At 72.6% G+C, this 18,279-nt stretch carries 16 protein-coding genes; 4 read left to right on the top strand and 12 right to left on the bottom strand.

What is annotated here, in order from left to right:
- The 11 genes from G3I53_RS16010 to uvrC all read right to left on the bottom strand — a co-directional run.
- Window positions 1-573: MFS transporter (locus G3I53_RS16010; protein ID WP_164438471.1), on the bottom strand; the 573-nt coding region annotated here is incomplete at its 3' end.
- A 156-nt stretch (window positions 574-729) separates the two neighbouring features.
- Entirely contained in the window at window positions 730-1,065 is a 336-nt protein-coding gene (locus G3I53_RS16005) for an RNA polymerase-binding protein RbpA (protein WP_078066843.1), read from the bottom strand.
- Between the two features lie 240 nt (window positions 1,066-1,305).
- Window positions 1,306-1,536 carry a preprotein translocase subunit SecG gene (gene secG, locus G3I53_RS16000; RefSeq protein WP_203592539.1) on the bottom strand — a complete coding sequence of 77 codons (231 nt, stop codon included), beginning with the start codon at window positions 1,534-1,536 and terminating at the stop codon, window positions 1,306-1,308.
- Window positions 1,537-1,661: 125 nt separating this feature from the next.
- Window positions 1,662-2,438, bottom strand: a complete 777-nt coding sequence (tpiA, locus tag G3I53_RS15995) for a triose-phosphate isomerase (RefSeq protein ID WP_164338071.1) — start codon at window positions 2,436-2,438, stop codon at window positions 1,662-1,664.
- A gap of 6 nt (window positions 2,439-2,444) precedes the next feature.
- Entirely contained in the window at window positions 2,445-3,656 is a 1,212-nt protein-coding gene (locus G3I53_RS15990) for a phosphoglycerate kinase (RefSeq protein WP_164338072.1), read from the bottom strand.
- Window positions 3,657-3,811: 155 nt separating this feature from the next.
- Window positions 3,812-4,819, bottom strand: coding sequence for a type I glyceraldehyde-3-phosphate dehydrogenase (gene gap / locus G3I53_RS15985; protein WP_164338073.1), 1,008 nt, complete (start codon window positions 4,817-4,819; stop codon window positions 3,812-3,814).
- 222 nt (window positions 4,820-5,041) lie between these two features.
- Window positions 5,042-7,996: a M14 family metallopeptidase gene (locus G3I53_RS15980; protein WP_164338074.1), complete on the bottom strand. Its 2,955-nt coding sequence runs from the start codon at window positions 7,994-7,996 to the stop codon at window positions 5,042-5,044.
- A 151-nt stretch (window positions 7,997-8,147) separates the two neighbouring features.
- Window positions 8,148-9,137: a DNA-binding protein WhiA gene (gene whiA, locus G3I53_RS15975; protein WP_164344991.1), complete on the bottom strand. Its 990-nt coding sequence runs from the start codon at window positions 9,135-9,137 to the stop codon at window positions 8,148-8,150.
- On the bottom strand, window positions 9,128-10,195 hold the full coding sequence (yvcK, locus tag G3I53_RS15970; protein WP_164333730.1) for a uridine diphosphate-N-acetylglucosamine-binding protein YvcK: 1,068 nt from the start codon (window positions 10,193-10,195) through the stop codon (window positions 9,128-9,130). Before yvcK ends, whiA begins: the two co-directional genes overlap by 10 nt.
- Complete coding sequence (rapZ, locus tag G3I53_RS15965) at window positions 10,192-11,103, bottom strand: RNase adapter RapZ (protein ID WP_164443797.1); 912 nt, start codon at window positions 11,101-11,103, stop codon at window positions 10,192-10,194. Before rapZ ends, yvcK begins: the two co-directional genes overlap by 4 nt.
- Before the next feature lie 371 nt (window positions 11,104-11,474).
- Window positions 11,475-13,568: an excinuclease ABC subunit UvrC gene (gene uvrC, locus G3I53_RS15960; protein ID WP_164337072.1), complete on the bottom strand. Its 2,094-nt coding sequence runs from the start codon at window positions 13,566-13,568 to the stop codon at window positions 11,475-11,477.
- Window positions 13,569-13,761: 193 nt separating this feature from the next.
- Between uvrC and G3I53_RS15955 the strand changes: the two genes are divergently transcribed.
- Both G3I53_RS15955 and G3I53_RS15950 read left to right on the top strand, forming a co-directional pair.
- Window positions 13,762-13,923, top strand: coding sequence for a hypothetical protein (locus G3I53_RS15955; protein ID WP_164337068.1), 162 nt, complete (start codon window positions 13,762-13,764; stop codon window positions 13,921-13,923).
- Window positions 13,924-14,315: 392 nt separating this feature from the next.
- Window positions 14,316-15,272 carry a hypothetical protein gene (locus G3I53_RS15950; protein ID WP_164337070.1) on the top strand — a complete coding sequence of 319 codons (957 nt, stop codon included), beginning with the start codon at window positions 14,316-14,318 and terminating at the stop codon, window positions 15,270-15,272.
- 124 nt (window positions 15,273-15,396) lie between these two features.
- Here G3I53_RS15950 and G3I53_RS15945 read toward each other — a convergent pair whose 3' ends face one another.
- Window positions 15,397-15,816 (bottom strand): Rieske (2Fe-2S) protein, encoded by a 420-nt coding sequence (locus tag G3I53_RS15945; protein WP_164335515.1) that lies wholly within the window; start codon window positions 15,814-15,816, stop codon window positions 15,397-15,399.
- Window positions 15,817-16,198: 382 nt separating this feature from the next.
- On the opposite strand from G3I53_RS15945, the gene G3I53_RS15940 reads away from it, so the two are divergent.
- Both G3I53_RS15940 and G3I53_RS15935 read left to right on the top strand, forming a co-directional pair.
- Window positions 16,199-17,407 carry a LacI family DNA-binding transcriptional regulator gene (locus G3I53_RS15940; RefSeq protein ID WP_164335513.1) on the top strand — a complete coding sequence of 403 codons (1,209 nt, stop codon included), beginning with the start codon at window positions 16,199-16,201 and terminating at the stop codon, window positions 17,405-17,407.
- The coding region (locus G3I53_RS15935) for a carbohydrate kinase (protein ID WP_164438470.1) at window positions 17,404-18,279 on the top strand (876 nt) is incomplete at its 3' end. The genes G3I53_RS15940 and G3I53_RS15935, both read left to right, overlap by 4 nt.

Here is an 18,279-nt window from a genome sequence, read left to right as displayed (position 1 = left end):
GAGGGCGGCGGCCAGCAGGTAGGTGGCCGCGTCGACGGCGAACGGCGCGGCGGCGCCCGCGGTCAGCAGCAGCGGCACGACGGGTCCGCCCAGCAGGCCGCCGGCCAGGCGCTGGCCGGTCATCAGGCGGGCGTTGGCGCTGCCCAGGGCCTCCCGGCCGACGAGGGCGGGCAGCAGGGCGGTGGCGGCGTTGTCGAAGAGGGTCTGGAGCGTGGTGAGGGTGAAGGCGAGCGCGACGAGCAGGGCGATCGAGGCGTGTCCTGATGCCACGGCCACGGCGAAGGCGGCCACCAGCAGGCCGCGCAGGGCGTCGACCGTCCACATGGCGCGCCGCTGGTCGACGCGGTCGGCGACGGCGCCGCCGAGGAGTCCGAAGATGATCCACGGAAGATAGCCGCAGGCGGTGACGGAGGCGATGAGCAGCGGATCGTCGGTGAGGGTCACGGCCAGCAGGGGAAGTGCTGCCGTGCGCAGCGCGTCTCCGAAGCTGGACAGCACCGCGGCGCTCCACAGCCGTCCGAACCCTCCGCGCCACGTGGGCGCACACCGGTCCGCGGACTCCACCGTCGTCACTGCCGCTCCTCAGGTCCCAGCGGTGCACGCGCACCGTTGCGGAAACCGTAGGGGGCACCACTGACAACCGGTGCCGGGCCGGCCCGCGGGAGGGCGGGCGGGGGTGAGGCGGCGGTCGGGTCAGGCCCGGCGCGGTGCCTGGCCGGCCGTCAACGCCTAGATCTCGCCGCGGAGTTTGGCGAGCGCCTCGGCGAGGATCGCCTCACCGTCGGCGTCGCTGCGCCGCTCGCGCACATAGGCGAGGTGCGTCTTGTAGGGCTCGGTGCGCGGCGGGTCCGGGGGATTGTCGCGGTCCTGCCCGGCCGGAAAGCCACAGCGGGGGCAGTCCCAGGTGTCGGGCACCTGCGCGTCGCTCGCGAAGCTGGGCTGGGTCTCGTGTCCGTTGGAGCACCAGAAGGAGACGCGCAGCCGCGGCGCGGACTCGCCGCGCTCGGCCTCGCCCATCGGCCCCGCCCCGACCCGGCTTCCCCGGATCGCGTTGCCACTTGCCACGGTCGTAACTCCCTGCGTGATGGTGCCGCGAAGCGAGTCGGCGTTCCGCTTCACTGCGAGCGCCTCAGTTTACGTAAGGCCCAACGCGCGTCCAGTGATTGGAGTTACCGCCCCCATTTCCAGACGCAGGCCCCATGATAGGCCGCGCTTGGCCGCGCGTACCGAACATGGGGCCTTACGTACGGAATGCGTAGGGGGTGCGTCCGGAAATGCGTCCGGATGGTGTGTGTGGCTTGTGGCTCAGTTGCTCATCTTCATCATGATGCCGAGTGTGACGATGCACGCGAACCACAGCAGACCGACCACCACGGTGATCCGGTCGAGGTTGCGCTCGGCGACGGAGGAGCCGCCGACGGAGGACTGCATGCCACCACCGAACATGTCGGAGAGGCCGCCGCCCTTCCCCTTGTGCATCAGCACCAGCAGCATCAGCAGCAGGCTGAAGACGATCAGGGCGATCGAGAACCCCATGACCACGACTGGACCAACTTCCTCGGATTCGGACGGACGACGCGGGGCCCGGCACGATGCCGGACCCCGCAAGGGTACGACGGATCGCCGTCAGCGCATACTCACTGCCCGGCCCGCCGGGCGGCTCACTGGTCGCGGAAGCGGACGATCTTCACGAACTCGTCCGCGTCCAGGGAGGCGCCGCCGACCAGCGCACCGTCGATGTCGGCCTGCGCCATGATCTCCGCCACGTTGCCGGACTTCACGGAGCCGCCGTACTGGATGCGGACCCGGTCGGCCACCTCCTGGCCGTACAGCTCGGCCAGCTTGCCGCGGATCGCGCCGCAGACCTCCTGGGCGTCCTCGGCGCCGCAGACCTTGCCGGTGCCGATGGCCCAGACGGGCTCGTAGGCGACCACGACGGTCTCGGCCTGCTCGGCGGGGACGTCCTTCAGACCGCCCTCGACCTGCGCGAGGGTGTGGGCGACGTGGTTGCCCGCCTCGCGGACCTCCAGCTCCTCGCCGACGCACAGGATGGGGGTGAGGCCGTGCTTGTAGGCCGCCTTGACCTTGGCGTTGACGATCTCGTCGGTCTCGGCGTGGTACTGGCGGCGCTCGGAGTGGCCCACGGCGACGTAGGTGCACTTCAGCTTGGCCAGCATGGGGCCGGAGATCTCGCCGGTGTAGGCACCGCCGTCGTGGGCCGAGACGTCCTGGGCGCCGTACTTGATCTTCAGCTTGTCGCCGTCGACCAGGGTCTGCACGGACCGCAGGTCGGTGAAGGGCGGCAGGACGGCGACCTCGACGGCCTCGTAGTCCTTGTCGGCCAGGGCGAAGGCCAGCTTCTGGACGTGGGCGATGGCCTCGAGGTGGTTGAGGTTCATCTTCCAGTTGCCCGCCATCAGCGGCGTACGGGTGGTCATTGAGGGTCAGTCCTCCAGTGCGGCGAGGCCGGGGAGCGTCTTGCCCTCGAGGTATTCGAGGGAGGCGCCGCCTCCGGTCGAGATGTGGCCGAATGCCTGCTCGTCGAAGCCCAGGGTACGGACGGCCGCGGCGGAGTCGCCGCCGCCCACCACGGTGAAGCCCGGGGAGTCGAGGAGGGCCTGGGCGACCGCGCGGGTGCCCTCGGCGTAGTCGGGGTGCTCGAAGACGCCCATCGGGCCGTTCCAGAAGACGGTGGCGGCGTCGGCCAGCTTCGAGGCGTACAGCTTGCGGGTCTCCGGCCCGATGTCCAGGCCCATCCGGTCGGCGGGGATGGCGTCCGCGGCGACGGTCTCGGGGTGGGCCGGGGCCTTGGTCCGCATGTCCGGGAACTCGGCGGCGACCAGGGTGTCGACCGGCAGGACCAGCTCGACGCCGGTCTTCTCGGCGCGCTCCAGGTACTCCCGGACGACCGGGATCTGGTCCTCCTGCAGCAGGGAGGCGCCGATCTCGTGGCCCTTGGCCTTGAGGAACGTGTACGCCATGCCGCCGCCGATGAGGATGCGGTCGGCCTTGCCCAGCAGCTGGTCGATGACGGCGAGCTTGTCCGAGACCTTGGCGCCGCCGAGGGCGACCACGTAGGGCCGCCGGACGTCCTCGGTGAGCTTCTTCAGGACGCCGACCTCGGTGGCGATGAGGTAGCCGGCCGCGTGCGGCAGGCGGGCCGGGAGGTCGTAGACGGAGGCGTGCTTGCGGTGGACGGCGCCGAAGCCGTCGCCGACGTAGAGGTCGGCGAGCGCGGCCAGCCGGTCCGCGAAGGCGGCGCGCTCCGCGTCGTCCTTGCTGGTCTCCCCCGCGTTGAAGCGCAGGTTCTCCAGCACGGCGACCTGCCCGTCGGCCAGGCCCGCGACGGTGGACGCGGCGGACTCGCCGACGGTGTCGGTCGCGAACGCCACGTCGGCGCCGAGGAGTTCACCGAGGCGCGCGGCGGCCGGGGCGAGGGAGAAGGCGGGATCGGGGGCGCCCTTGGGGCGGCCCAGGTGCGAGGCGACGACCACACGGGCGCCCGCCTCGGCGAGCGCTTTGACGGTGGGCAGGACGGCGCGGATGCGTCCGTCGTCGGTGATGGTGGTGCCGTCCAGCGGCACGTTGAGGTCGGCGCGGACGAAGACCCGCCGGCCCGCGACCCCTTCGGAGAGGAGTTCGTCGATCGTCTTCATATGGGCTCCCTGTTGAGCTCCCGCGGAGCTCGTGTTCGCTCGTGATCGCTCGTGATCGAAAGAGCGCGGCTGCTCCGATACGTGCGTCAGGGCCCGGTCGACGCGTCGGTGCGCCGGCCGAGCCCTGCACTCATATCAGGTTGCCTGCTCCACGCTCAGAGCTGGTTGCCCACGAAGACCGTCAGGTCGACGAGACGGTTGGAGTAGCCCCACTCGTTGTCGTACCAGCCGATGACCTTCACGTTCTTGCCGTCCTGGACCATGGTCAGGGACGAGTCGAAGGTGCAGGACGCCGGGGCGTTGACGATGTCGGAGGAGACGATCGGGTCCTCGGTGTACTCGAGGAGGCCCTTCAGCTCGCCCTCGGCGGCCTTCTGGAAGGCGGCGTTGACCTCTTCCTTGGTGACCTCGCGGCCCAGCTCGACGACCAGGTCGGTGACCGAGCCGGTGGGGACCGGGACGCGCATCGCGATGCCGTCCAGCTTGCCCTTGAGCTGCGGCAGCACCAGCGCGGTGGCCTTCGCGGCACCGGTGGTGGTGGGGATGATGTTCTCGGCGGCGGCACGCGCGCGACGCAGGTCCTTGTGCGGGAAGTCCAGGATCCGCTGGTCGTTGGTGTAGGCGTGCACCGTCGTCATCAGGCCCTTGACGATGCCGAAGTTCTCGTCGAGCACCTTCGCCAGCGGCGCCACGCAGTTGGTGGTGCAGGAGGCGTTGGAGATGACGTGGTGGTTCGCCGGGTCGTACTGGTCCTGGTTGACGCCCATCACGATGGTGACGTCCTCGTTCTTCGCCGGAGCGGAGATGATGACCTTCTTGGCGCCACCGGTGATGTGCTTCTCGGCGTCTTCCTTCTTGGTGAAGATGCCGGTCGACTCGATGACGATGTCGACGCCCAGCTCGCCCCACGGGATGTCGGCGGGGTTGCGCTCGGAGAGCACCTTGACCGTCTTGTCGCCGACGGTGATGGAGTCCTCGGTGTGGGTGACCTCCTGCTTGAGGCGCCCCAGGATGGTGTCGTACTTCAGCAGGTGTGCGGTGGTCGCGGTGTCACCCAGGTCATTGACAGCCACGATCTCGATGTCGGCGCCCTGTTCCAGCAGTGCGCGGAAGTAGTTGCGCCCGATGCGGCCAAACCCGTTGATGCCTACGCGGATCGTCACGAACCGATCTCCTCGTTGGTACGCCGGCTGTGACGCCGGCGAGCTGTATTTGGGATGTCCCCGACCACTGTCGACCCTACCTCTCCGGGGCCCCGGCCGTGACATCGAGTTGCCCCATACCCGGCAGTGCGGTCCGTACCCGTCAGTAGGGTACGGACCGCCCAGGCCGGAGGGCCTTTCGCGCCATTTCTCCGGGGCGCGGCGGCGCGCCGGGGCGCCCGGTCAGGCGTCCAGGGCCGCCAGCGCCTTCCTCATCAGGGCCGCCCGGTCCGCCGCGGACGTCAGGTGCTCCAGGCCGAAGCCGAGCAGCACGGTGTCCTCGGTGGTGACCGCCGCGTAGGTGCGGAACAGCGTTCCGGTCCGTGCCCAGTCCTTCGGCACGGCGGGGCTGCCCGCGGGCGGTCCGGCGACCGTCCAGGGGCCCAGCGAGGTCTCGAAGCCCTCGGTCCCGGTGGCCGTGCCGCCGACGACCACGGAGGTCTCGTCCGCGAGGACGCCCCGGCCGCCGCTGCCCGGATCGGTGACGTAGCTGACGGAGACCTCGGCCTTCTTCCCGGCATACGCGGCGAGGTCGAACTCCACCTGCCGCCAGCCGCCCGAGGAGCCGGTGAGGCTGTTCCAGGCGCCGGTGCTGCCGGTGGCGGTGCAGCCGTCGTCGGCGACCGTCAGGTAGTGCTCCAACCAGGGGTGCCCGGCGGCGTAGAACCCGGCCTCGCACTCGGCGGGCACGTCCGTGGAGGTCGCGCCGCCCGACTCGGGCAGGGTCGTCCAGTCGTCGCCGCCCGCGGTGCGCGCCTCGACGATGACGTGGTCGTAGCCCTCCTCGGTGTCCCAGAGCAGCTGGGCACGCAGGGCCGGCCGCTCCGCGGCCGTGGTACCGGTGAGGTCCACGGTGCGGCTGAGGCGCTTGTAGCCGTCGTCGGTGTGCACCGCGGCCGCCATGTAGGAGCCCGCGTACGGTCCGTACGGGTTGACGGTGCCGGGGAAGGCCCCCGCGCCCGCGCTCGCGAACCGCGGGAACCGCTCGGGCGGCAGTTCGTCGGAGGTGACGCCGTAGGAACCCGCCTGGTCCAGCGGGTTCCCGGGCGCGCCGGCGAGCGGGCCGGTGAAGCCGCTCAGCGCGCCGCCGCCGGTGAACGCGGTGGCGCCGGGGGCGGACGTACGGGAGTAGGCGCCCAGGTAGTACTGGCTGAAGTCGTCGGACGGGGTGCCGTCCCCGAGGTCGACGCTGCCGCCGGCCCGCTCGCCCGCCTCGACCAGTTTGCCGCCCTCGTTGAGGAAGGCCCGCAGCTGGAGCTGGGTGGCGACGCCGGGGACGTTCGCCCCGGTGTGATGGACGACGGTGCGGAAGTGGCTGAGCACCCCGAGCGCGTCGGGCGCGCCGCGCTCGGCGACGTCCCAGACGGCCGCCGTGCGGCCGTTCGCCCGCAGCGCGTCGACGTAGGTGCGCGCGTGGGGCGCCCCGGCGCCCTCCTCCGCGACCACGAGGACGTCCGCGCGGGGCCGCTGGGCCACCCGGTACGTGAAGTGCTCGCTGGAGATGTCCCGGCCGCGCCGGTCCTCTCCGGTGAACCACACCTCGACCCGGTCGCCGGGGCGGCCGTGGCGGACCGCGGCGCGGTACTCGTCGAAGTGGAGGTCGTCCTCGCCGCCGAACCGCTCGCCGCCCTTCCAGACCCTCAGGTCCACGTCGTGCGTCCGGCCGCCGTTGACGCGGTACTTGAGCTCCTTGTCGCGCACCGCCCTGCGGACGACGACGGAGACCTCCTGATGGCCGCCGCGCGCGTAGGAGGTGTCGAACGCGGCCGGGGTGAAGTCCGCGGCCTCCAGACCGAGGGCGGAGACCGGCCGGTCGGGACGGGCGGCGCTCTCGGCCACGGACAGCGCGAACGGGACGTTCTTGGCGAACTCCTGCTGGATCAGCTTCTCGTCGTCCGGGAAGGTGAAGATCGACCGGCAGTCGCCCGGCTGCCAGGCGTCGTCCGGGTCGGCCTGCGAGGCCGTCTGGCAGGTCGACATCTCGGGGGTGAACATCGCCATGCCGTTGACGTTGGACGCGTGTCCGTCGGCCTCGCCGTTCGTGGTGTACAGCTCGGAGGAGAGCTGTGGGAGGTAGCCGGGGATCGCGGAGTTGCCGGGCGTGCCGGCCAGGGCGCGGTACAGGACGTCGTCGGGCGTCGGGGTGGCGACCTGCCAGCCGACCCCGTAGAGCAGGAGTTCGGCGGCGGAGTGATAGTTGATGCCGTAGGCGAAGCCGATCCGCTTCTGGAGGGCGTCGACGGCCCTGGTCTCCGGCTCGGATCCCGGGCCGGCGCCCCGGTAGGTCTGGCTGGTCGGGTTGGGGGACGACCCCTCGTCGTCGTAGCCCCACTTGTAGGGGAAGTTGCGGTTGAGGTCGACGCCGTCACCGGAGCCGATCACGCCGTCGCCGTCGACGTCGCGCAGGTTCTTGCGCCACAGGCGGTTCGCGTCGGAGGCGAAGGTGTGGTCGTAGCCGTCGGGGTTGGCCGACAGCACGAACCACAGTTCGGTGGAGTCCACGATCCGCTTGACGCGCTTGTCGGTGCGGTAGGCGTCCAGGTAGTGGTGCATCAGACGCCGGGTCATCTCCGGCGTGATCCACTCCCGCGCGTGCTGGTTGGACATGTAGAGCACCGCCGGCCGGGAGCCGTCCCGGGTCTTCGCGGCCCGTTCGGTGAGCTTCAGGGCGAGGATGTCCTGGCCCCGGACCGTTCTGCCGATGGAGACGACCTTGGTCAGGTCCGGGTGCTCCCGCGCGGTGCGCAGGATCTCCTCCTTGAGCCCGCCCTTGCCGCTGTAGGGGCGGAACACGCCGTCGGCGGCCTTCTCGACGCGTTTCTCGGCCGTGGCGGACAGGGTGTGCTCGGTGAGGCCGACGCCCTGCCGCTCCAGCTCCCCGGCCTGCCGCTCGGTGAGGTGCACCTCGACGGTGGCGGTGCCCCGGTCGGGGACCTGCTCGCCGAGTTCGTGGCCGTCCTGTCCGGCGGCCAGCAGCAGGGGTACCTGCCGTCGGGAGATCTCGGCGCGGAAGACCTTGACCTGGTCCGCGTCCGGTGTCGCTGTGGTGCCGGGTTGTGCCCGCGCGACGGGCGCGAAGCCCGCTGAGCCGATCAGGAGCGCGGCGACGGCGAGGGTCGATCTCGCTCTGTGTCTCATGAAGCCCCCTAGCGTGTGTCCGCCACAGCAGCGAACGGATGTCAGGCTCATGACAGTCCATGATCGAGTCAAGGGCGCGAGAACGACACGCGAACGCCGGTGCGGGTCACCCGACTGGGCGACGGCACCGGCGTTCTGACGGTCTGCCGGATCAGCCGACGAGGTTGTCGGCCAGCTCCTCGCTGAGGTTGGCCTCCGTGCCCGGGATGCCGAGGTCGGCGGCGCGCTTGTCCGCCATGGCGAGCAGCCGGCGGATGCGGCCGGCGACGGCGTCCTTGGTCAGCGGCGGGTCGGCGAGCGCGCCCAGCTCCTCCAGGGACGCCTGCTTGTGCTCCATGCGCAGCCGGCCGGCCGCGGCGAGGTGCTCGGGCACGTCGTCGGCGAGGATCTCCAGGGCGCGCTGCACCCGGGCACCGGCGGCGACGGCCGCGCGGGCCGACCGGCGCAGGTTGGCGTCGTCGAAGTTGGCCAGCCGGTTCGCCGTGGCCCGCACCTCGCGGCGCATCCGGCGCTCCTCCCAGGCCAGCACCGACTCGTGCGCGCCGAGCCGGGTGAGCAGCGCCCCGATGGCGTCGCCGTCGCGGACCACGACCCGGTCCACGCCGCGCACCTCCCGCGCCTTGGCGGCGATGGACAGCCGGCGGGCGGCGCCGACCAGGGCGAGCGCGGCCTCGGGTCCGGGGCAGGTCACCTCCAGGGAGGACGACCGGCCGGGCTCGGTGAGCGAGCCGTGCGCGAGGAAGGCGCCCCGCCAGGCGGCCTCCGCGTCGCAGGTGGCCCCCGAGACCACCTGCGGGGGCAGACCGCGGATGGGGCGGCCCCGGCCGTCCACCAGACCCGTCTGGCGGGCCAGCTGGTCACCGCCCGCGACCACCCGGACGACGTAACGCGAACCCCGGCGGAGTCCGCCGGGAGCCATCACGATCAGCTCCGAACTGTGGCCGAAAATCTCCAGCACGTCCCGCTTGAGGCGGCGGGCCGCCATCGCGGTGTCCAGCTCCGCCTCGATCACGATGCGCCCGCTCACCAGGTGAAGGCCGCCGGCGAACCGCAGCAGGGCGGAGACCTCCGCCTTTCTGCAGCAGGTCCGGGTGACGGGAAGCCGGGAGATCTCGTCCTTCACCGCTGCCGTCATCGCCATGGGCCGATCCTTCCATGCATCCGAAAAATACGGTCGTACGCGGCGGCCAGCAGTTCCGGGTCGTGCCGGGGACTGCCGTCGGGCCGGGCCACCGGCGCCAGCTCGACCGCCGCGCCGAATCCCTTGGCGGCGTCGGTCAGCGAGTCGCGGTCGGGTACGGCGGCCTCGTCGGCGAGCACCACGTCCAGGGCGAGTTTAGGGGCGTGTCGTCCCAAAACCTCCAAATGACGCTGCGGGGAGAAGCCCTCGGTTTCTCCGGGCTGCGGGGCGAGGTTCAGCGACAGCACCCGGCGCGCCTTCGTCTGGACGAGGGCGTCGAGCAGATCGGGCACGAGGAGGTGCGGGATGACCGAGGAGAACCAGGAGCCGGGGCCGAGCACCACCCAGTCGGCGTCCAGCACCGCCTCGACCGCCTCGGGGACGGCGGGCGGGTCGTTGGGCACCAGGTGCACGGACTGCACCTCGCCGGGCGTGAGGGCCACGGTCGCCTGGCCCCGGACGGTGTCGACGTCCTCCGGGCGCTCGGGGTCGTGGCCCCTGACCAGGGCCTGCAGCTCCAGCGGCACCGCGGACATGGGCAGCACCCGTCCGTGCGCGCCGAGCAGCCGGCCCACCAGGTCCAGGGCCTGCACATGGTCGCCGAGCTGCTCCCACAGGGCGACGATCAGCAGATTGCCGACCGCGTGTTCGTGCAGGTCGCCCTTCGACTGGAAGCGGTGCTGGATGACCCGGGACCAGGTCTGGCCCCACTCGTCGTCCCCGCACAGCGCGGCGAGCGCCTTGCGCAGATCGCCGGGCGGCAGCACGCCCAGCTCGTCGCGCAGGCGCCCGCTGGAGCCGCCGTCGTCGGCCACCGTGACGACGGCGGTGAGGTCGCCGGTGATCCGGCGCAGCGCGGCGAGCGAGGCAGACAGGCCCATGCCGCCGCCGAGGGCCACGACCTTGGGCTGGGTGCCCCGGCGTCGCGGCTTGCCGCCACGGGCCTCGACCGGCCGCCCGGCGCGCCCTTCGGGCACCGCCCGGCGCAGCCGGCTCAGCCGCGGTGAACGTCCGGTCATTCCCGTCCCATGTCCCGGTGGACGACCACCGTCTCCACGCCCTCGGCGACGAGCCGCGCGGCGAGCTTCTCCGACATGGCGACCGAACGGTGCTTGCCGCCGGTGCAGCCGACCGCGATGGTCACGTACCGCTTGCCCTCACGGCGGTAGCCCGCGGCGACGAGGCGCAGCAGCTCGGTGTACCGGTCGAGGAACTCCTTGGCGCCGGGCCGGTTGAAGACGTACGACGCCACCTCCTCGTTGAGGCCGGTGTACGGGCGCAGCTCGGGGACCCAGTGCGGGTTGGGCAGGAAGCGCATGTCGACGACCAGGTCGGCGTCGACGGGCAGGCCGTACTTGAAGCCGAAGGACATGACGGTGGCCCGCAGCTCGGGCTCCTCCTCGCCGGCGAACTGGGCGTCCATCTTGGCGCGCAGTTCGTGCACGTTGAGGCTGGAGGTGTCGATCACCAGGTCGGCGTCGCCGCGCAGCTCGCGCAGCAGCTCCCGCTCGGCGGCGATGCCGTCGACGATGCGGCCGTCCCCCTGGAGGGGGTGGGGCCGGCGCACACCTTCGAAGCGGCGCACCAGCGTGTCGTCGGAGGACTCCAGGAAGACGATCCGCCGGGTGACACCGCGGGCGTCCAGGTCGGCGAGGGATTCGCGCAGGTTGTCGAAGAAGCGCCGCCCGCGCACGTCGACGACGACCGCGATGCGGGCCACGTTGCCCTGGGAGCGCGCGCCGAGTTCCACCATGGTGGGGATCAGCGCGGGCGGGAGGTTGTCGACGACGAACCAGCCGAGGTCCTCCAGACACTTGGCGGCCGTCGAGCGGCCGGCCCCGGACATGCCGGAGATGATCACCAGCTCGGGGATGGCCACCTCGGGCGCCCCGGCCTTTTCCTTGCCCGTACTCACCTGTGCTCCGATGTCCTGGCGTGTGCCGCGGCCGGTCCCGCCGGCGGCCTCCTGTCGCGCGGGGTCCTGCTCCGCGGGATCCGGTTGCGCGTGGTCCTGGTGCGCGGGGTCCGGTTGCGCGTGGTCCTGGTGCGCGGGGTCCGGTTGCGCGTCGTCCTGCTGGGCGGGGTCCGGTTGCGCGTGGTCCTGGTGCGCGGGGTCCGGTTGCGCGTCGTCCTGCAGCGCGTGGGTGTGCTCCGCGCGGTCCTGGGCCGCACGCTCCTGCTCCGCGCGGTCCCGGCGCGCACGCTCGTGCTCCGCGTGGTCCTGGGCCGCGCGCTCCCGCTCCGCGCGGTCCTCGGCGGCCCGGTCCTGACCTGCGCCGGGCCGTTCCTCGTGGTCGGTCATCTCTCCTGCCCCCGTCGGTCGTCCGGGGCGCCCGCGGACACGGGCTCCCCGGGAGAACCCGTCGCCTGCCCGGGTTCCTCCTCGTCATCCATGATCTCTCCTGTCGCCGTGTTCACGGCAGGAGCCGGGGGTTCCGCCCGGGCGAAGGCCGCGACGATCACCTCGGCGGTCTTGCGGCCTATGCCCGGAACCTCACAGATCTGTTCGATTGTCGCCGATCGCAGCCTCTTCACCGAACCGAAGTGCTTGATCAGGGCACGCTTGCGGGTCTCGCCGAGGCCGGGCACCTCGTCCAGCGGGCCCGCCCGGAAGCGCTTGGCACGCCGGGTGCGCTGATAGGTGATGGCGAAGCGGTGCGCCTCGTCCCGGACGCGCTGGAGCAGGTAGAGGCCCTCGCTGGTGCGGGGCAGCACCACCGGGTCGTCGTCGCCCGGCAGCCAGACCTCCTCCAGCCGCTTGGCCAGCCCGCACACGGCGATGTCGTCGATACCCAGCTCGTCCAGGGCCCGCCGGGCCGCCGCGACCTGCGGCGCGCCGCCGTCGACCACGACGAGCTGGGGCGGGTAGGCGAAGCGCTTGGGCCGGCCGTCGTCGTCGGTGAGGGTGTTCTCCGGCGGTTCGGTGAGCCCGTCGGGGGCGGTGCCCGGCGCGCTCTCGCCGGCCTCCCCGTCGGTCCACTCCCCCGTCCGCTCCTTCTCGGCGAGGTAGCGCCGGAAGCGCCGGGTGATCACCTCGTGCATGGAGCGGACGTCGTCCTGCCCGGCGAAGCTCTTGATCTGGAAGCGCCGGTACTCGCTCTTGCGGGCCAGCCCGTCCTCGAAGACGACCATGGAGGCCACCACGTCGTCGCCCTGGAGGTGGGAGACGTCGTAGCACTCGATCCGCAGCGGGGCGCTGTCCAGGCCCAGGGCGTCAGCGATCTCCTCCAGCGCGCGCGAGCGTGTCGTCAGGTCGGACGCGCGCTTGGTCTTGTGCAGCACCAGGGCCTGCTGGGCGTTGCGCTGCACCGTCTCCATCAGCGCCTTCTTGTCGCCGCGCTGCGGGACGCGCAGGGAGACGTTCGCCCCGCGCCGGCCGGTGAGCCACTGCTGGACCGGCTCGACCGGGTCGGGCAGGGCGGGGACCAGGACCTCGCGGGGGACGGCGTCGCCGGTCTCCTCGCCGTAGAGCTGCTGCAGGGCGTGCTCCACGAGGGCGCCGGTGGTGATCTCCTCGACCTTGTCGGTGACCCAGCCGCGCTGGCCGCGCACGCGTCCGCCGCGTACGTGGAAGATCTGGACGGCCGCCTCCAGCTCGTCCTCGGCCACCGCGATCAGGTCGGCGTCGGTCGCGTCGGCGAGCACGACCGCGTTCTTCTCCATGGCCTTCTTCAGCGCGCCGATGTCGTCGCGCAGGCGGGCGGCCCGCTCGTACTCCATGTCCTCGGCCGCCTGCGCCATTTGCTGCTCCAGACGGCGCAGATAGGTGCCGGTGCGGCCGGCCATGAAGTCACAGAACTCCTCGGCCAGTTCCCGGTGGTCCTCGGCGGAGACCCGGTCGACGCACGGCGCCGAGCACTTGTCGATGTAGCCGAGCAGGCACGGGCGGCCGGTGCGCGCGGCGTTCTTGAAGACGCCGGCCGAGCAGGTGCGCACGGGGAAGACGCGCAGCAGCAGGTCCACGGTGTCGCGGATGGCCCACGCGTGCGCGTACGGCCCGAAGTAGCGCACGCCCTTCTTCTTGTGACCGCGCATCACCTGCACGCGCGGGAACTCCTCGTTCATCGTGACCGCGAGGTAGGGGTAGCTCTTGTCGTCGCGGTACTTGACGTTGAACCGGGGGTCGTACTCCTTGATCCAGGAGTACTCCAGCTGGAGCGCCTCGACCTCCGTGGACACCACCGTCCACTCCACGGACGCGGCCGTGGTGACCATGGAGCGGGTGCGCGGGTGGAGACCGGCCAGGTCCTGGAAGTAGTTCGCCAGGCGCTGGCGCAGGCTCTTCGCCTTCCCGACGTAGATCACCCGGCGGTGCTCGTCACGGAACCGGTAGACCCCCGGCGAGTCGGGGATCTCGCCCGGTTTGGGGCGGTAGCTGGAGGGGTCGGCCATGTCTCACACCCTACTGGCGGCGACCGACACTCCGGGGTGGCGACGGGGTGGCACAGCGGGCGGTCACACGGGCCCGCGGGGCGCGGAGGGGTTATCGGCGGCGGGAGCGGGGAAGGTGGGGGGTCCACGCCTCGGGGCGGAGACGGACGGCCGTGAGGCGGTCATGAGTCGGAGGGCTGGTCGGATGCGACGGATGCGGATCGAGAAACCACGACGGCCGGCCCGGACCCGCCGGTACGCGGACGAGACGGCCCTGCTCGTCGACCCCTTCGACTCCCTCGATCCCCGCGATCCCGACATCGTGCGGGCCAAGCGCCTGCGCGCCCGGGACCTCGGCAGCAGCGGCCGCGCCTGACACGATCCGGGCCAACGGCCCGGAGGCGGGTGAACGGCCCGGAGACGGGTGAACGGCCCGGAGACGGGTGAACGGCCCGGAGGCGTATGAAACGGCCGGAGACAGGTGAACAGTTACGGCGCGGGGCGACCAGCCCATCACTGAAATTACTTCGCATCTCGGGACGGACAGAGGGGCCGTGCCGGCCGGACGGCCGGTGCGGCCCCTGCGGTGTGCGCCACTGTGCGGCAGAGGTGTTGTCGGGACCTGGTCAACACGCTTCAATGCGGGGGAACTCGGGGCCTGAACGGCGGCATACGGATGTGAAGACCCCCGCCGGCCGACGGGACGGCCCGGGTGCGCGCGCGAACGGTCTGACCCGCCGTTGTGGACCATCACAGAAAGGCCCCTGCATGCCGCACGCCACACCGCACGCTGACGTCGTCACCGCGGACCTGGACTCGGCCCTGCGCGGCGGCCCCTTCCACGTCGCCCTGCGCGCCGCGATAGCCGCCCGCGGCCTGCCCCTGCAGCGGGTGCAGCACCACCTGTCGCGCCACGGCGTGAAGGTCGGTGTCACCAGCCTGAGTTACTGGCAGCAGGGCGCCCGCCGCCCCCAGCGTCCCGAGTCGCTGCGGGCCGTCCGGGCACTGGAGGAGATCCTGCAACTCCCCCAGGAGTCACTGATCCGGCTGCTCGCCGACTCCGGGGAGGCCGGCGACCGCCCGGCGGACCGGCGCGCCGGCGGGCGCTCCTACCGTTCGCTGGTGGAGGCGTCCGGCGTCGTCGAGCGGCTGCTGGCCGACTTCGGCGTTCCCCGGGGCAGCGGGCTGCACACCCTCGGCGAGCACGAGCGGGTCCGCATCGGCGCCCGCCGCGAACTGGCCGAGCGCGAGTCGCACCTCATCGTCCGCGCCCATCTGGACGGGGTCGACCGCTTCGTCGCCGTCCACCACGGCGACCCGGGGGCCGCCCCCGCGCGGATGTCGGTGCACGCCCTGGAGAACTGCCGCACCGGGAGGATCCGCCGGCACCACGACACCGGGGTGCTCGCGGCCGAGCTCCTCTTCGACACCCGGCTGCGGGCCGGGGACACGTACCTGTTCCGCTACGCCGTTCAGGACGGCACGGCGGGCATCTCACGCGAGTACGTGCACCGCACGGACACCCCGGGGGGCCAGTACGCGCTCCAGGTCGGCTTCGCCCCCGAGGCCCTTCCGGTGCGCTGCCACCGGTTCACCCAGCCCTCGGCGGCGGCACCGCGCGGCGGCCGCCACTCCCTGCCGCTCAGCGGACGGCACCACTCGGTGCACCTGGTCGAACCGCGCGCGCGGTCGGGGTACGTGGGGATCGCCTGGGACTGGGCCTAAGGGGCGGCGCGGGCCGGGTCCAGCCGGACAGAGGCCGGGCGGCGCCGGCCGGGTCCAGCCGGACAGGGGCCGGGCGGCGCCGGCCGGGTTCAGCCGGACAGGGGCCGGGCGGCGCGGGCCGGGTTCAGGCTTCCGGGCGGGCCACGATCCTGCCGTTCTCGACCGCGACGGCCAGGCGGTCCAGGGGCGCGACGGCCGGCTCCCGGGTGGCCTTGCCGGTGGCGACGTCGAACTCACTGCCGTGGCAGGGGCAGATCAGCCGGTCGCCGTCCAGCTTGTTGGCGGGGCACCGCGCGTGCGTGCAGATCGTGCTGTACGCCGTGAGGGTGCCGTCCTCCGCCCGGTTGACGACGACGTTGTGGTCCCGGTAGAGCCGGGCACTGCCCGCGGCCACCTCGGTCTCGGCACCGAGCTCGACCGGCCCGGTCAGCCCGGTCGGCTTGTCGTCGGCGCCGCCGCAGGCGGTGAGCCCGAGCCCCACGACCGGAGTGAGGGCCACGCCCCTCAGGACGGTACGGCGACTCGCGGCGGGACGGGCGGGCATGACGGGCTCCTGCTGGTCGGACGGCACTGGGGGACGACAGGGACGATACCGGGGGCGCTCCTTCCGGTTGTCGGGCGGGCCGACGGGCGACTGCGAGGCGGGCTGCCGAACGGGCTGGGGGCGGCACAGGCGGTCTGCGGGCGGGTGCCGGGTGGGGCGGCGTTCGTGGCGGGCGTCAGCGCGCAAGCGCTCGCGTAAGCGCTTACGCAAGCGCCTACGTAAACGTTCGCGCAAGCGTTTACGCGTCACCGCTCGATGGGATACGGTCCTGACCGGGCCGCCCCGCGGACGGGGACGGCCGGTAGTGAGGGGGACGGTCGTGGTGACCGGGCGGCGACGCCGGGGCCCCGGGCAGGATCATCAGGCGAGGAGGCGGCACGCGATGGCGACCATGGCCGATGTGGCGAGGAGTGCCGGCGTCTCCGTCGCGACGGTCTCCCACGTGCTGAACGGCACCCGCCCGGTCCTCTCCCACACCCGTCAGGCCGTCCTGGACGCGGTGGAGGAGCTCGGCTACACCCCCAACACCCTGGCCCGCTCCCTGGTGACGTCCCGGACCCGCTCGATCGGGCTGGCGGTCTCGGCGATCAGCAACCCGTACTTCACGGAGATCCTCCAGGGGGTCGAGGCCGCGGCCCTGGAGCACGGCTACAGCCTGCTCCTCGCCGACCCGCACGACGATCCGGAGCACGAGCTCAGGGCCGCCCGGCTGCTGCACGAGCGCCGGGTGGACGGTGTGATCGTCGCCCCCTCGGCGCAGCCGCGCGGGCTGATCGACCACCTGGCACGCCACCGCGTACCGGCCGTGTTCCTGGACCGGCTGGCCGTCCCGGCCACGGGCGGGGCTCCCGACGACGGGCCTCGCTTCGACCAGGTGTGCGCCGAGAACGCGGAACCCATGGCCCGCCTCGTCACCCACCTCGCCGGACTCGGACACCGCCGGATCGGCCTGGTGGCGGGGCTGACGGGGCTCAGCACCACCAGCGAGCGGATCACCGGCTACCGCCACGGCCTCGCCGCCGCGGGTCTTCCGTTCGACGAGCGGCTCCTGGTGCACGGCGACTCCGAGTCGGCGGGCGCCGAACGCGCCACCGGGGCGCTGCTGGCCCTGGGCTCCGCCCCCACCGCGCTGGTCACCGCCAACAACGCCATGACGATCGGCGCGCTCCGGGCCCTGCGCGCGCACGGTCTGGCCGTGCCCGACGACATCGCGCTGTGCTGTTTCGACGACTTCGCTTGGGCGGACCTGTTCTCCCCCCGGCTCACCGCGATCGCCCAGCCCAGCAAGGACATCGGTGCCCGTGCTGTCGAGGTGCTCCTGGACCGGCTGGCCGAACCGGACGGCCCCGTCCGGACGGTGCGGCTGCCCTGCACCTTCGTGCACCGCACGTCCTGCGGCTGCCCGGACGGGCCGGAGGAGCGGGTGCCGGTCGAAACGGCCCTGTCGTCCGCCGCCCACCCGCCCGGGGAGACGCCCTCGGCACCTCATGAGCGGCCCAGCGGGCCTCAGGAGCACCGCGCAACCCGCGCGCCCAGTGCGTCCCGTGTGTCCCGCGCGTCCCGTGCGCCTCGGAAAGGAACGTCCTCGTGATCGTCGTAGCCGGTGAGGCCCTGATCGATCTGGTACCGCAGGAGAAGCAGGAGAAGGGCGCGCTCGCGCCGCTGACCCCGGCGCTCGGCGGCGGCCCGTACAACACGGCGGTGGCCCTGGGGAGGCTCGGCTCCCCCACCGCCTTCTGCTCCCGCGTGTCCCGTGACGCCTTCGGTGAGGCGCTGCTGGACCGGCTGAAGGCCACAGGCGTCGACGTGCGCGCGGTGCAGCGGGGCGAGGAGCCGACGACGCTCGCCGTCGCCACGGTCGGTGCGGACGGTTCGGCCGCGTACTCGTTCTACGTGGAGGGGACCGCGGACCGCCTGTTCACGGCCCCCGGGTCCCTGCCCCCCGGCACGCGCGCGGTGTCCTTCGGGACGTGCTCCCTGGTGCTGGAGCCGGGCGCGAGCGCCTACGAGGAGCTGATGCGCACCGCGTCGGCCCAGGGGGTGTTCACCGCGCTGGACCCGAACATCCGGCCGGGGCTCATCGCGGACGCCGACGCCTACCGGGCCCGGTTCCGCGGCTGGCTGCCCTCGGTGTCGCTGCTGAAGCTGTCCGAGGAGGACGCGGCGTGGCTCGGCGGGAGTCCGCGGGAGTGGCTGGCGGCCGGGCCGGCGGCGGTCGTGGTCACCCGGGGCGCCGGCGGACTGGTCGCCTTCACCCGGGACGGGGGCGAGTACGCCGTGCCGGGTGAGCGGGTGCGGGTGGTGGACACGATCGGCGCGGGCGACACGGTGAACGCCGCGCTGCTGCACGGCCTCGCGGCCCGGGACGCGCTGAGCGACGCGGGCACCGCCGGGCTGGATGCCGACGGCTGGGCCGGGCTGCTGGGCTTCGCGGCCCGGGCTGCGGCGGTCACCTGCTCCCGG

The sequence above is a fragment of the Streptomyces sp. SID14436 genome, from assembly GCF_010548465.1.
In the GTDB taxonomy this organism is placed as follows: Bacteria; Actinomycetota; Actinomycetes; order Streptomycetales; family Streptomycetaceae; genus Streptomyces.
The sequence above is the reverse complement of the archived record's forward strand: the minus strand, read 5'-3'. Positions and strand labels throughout refer to the sequence as shown.

Coding starts and splice junctions, on each gene's coding strand:
- G3I53_RS15990 (WP_164338072.1), bottom strand. CDS start 3,656: ATGAAGACGATCGACGAACTCCTCTCCGAAGGGGTCGCGGGCCGGCGG.
- G3I53_RS15940 (WP_164335513.1), top strand. CDS start 16,199: ATGGCGACCATGGCCGATGTGGCGAGGAGTGCCGGCGTCTCCGTCGCG.
- uvrC (WP_164337072.1), bottom strand. CDS start 13,568: ATGGCCGACCCCTCCAGCTACCGCCCCAAACCGGGCGAGATCCCCGAC.
- yvcK (WP_164333730.1), bottom strand. CDS start 10,195: ATGACCGGACGTTCACCGCGGCTGAGCCGGCTGCGCCGGGCGGTGCCC.
- G3I53_RS15950 (WP_164337070.1), top strand. CDS start 14,316: ATGCCGCACGCCACACCGCACGCTGACGTCGTCACCGCGGACCTGGAC.
- whiA (WP_164344991.1), bottom strand. CDS start 9,137: ATGGCGATGACGGCAGCGGTGAAGGACGAGATCTCCCGGCTTCCCGTC.
- tpiA (WP_164338071.1), bottom strand. CDS start 2,438: ATGACCACCCGTACGCCGCTGATGGCGGGCAACTGGAAGATGAACCTC.
- G3I53_RS15945 (WP_164335515.1), bottom strand. CDS start 15,816: ATGCCCGCCCGTCCCGCCGCGAGTCGCCGTACCGTCCTGAGGGGCGTG.
- G3I53_RS15955 (WP_164337068.1), top strand. CDS start 13,762: ATGCGGATCGAGAAACCACGACGGCCGGCCCGGACCCGCCGGTACGCG.
- G3I53_RS15980 (WP_164338074.1), bottom strand. CDS start 7,996: ATGAGACACAGAGCGAGATCGACCCTCGCCGTCGCCGCGCTCCTGATC.
- secG (WP_203592539.1), bottom strand. CDS start 1,536: ATGGGGTTCTCGATCGCCCTGATCGTCTTCAGCCTGCTGCTGATGCTG.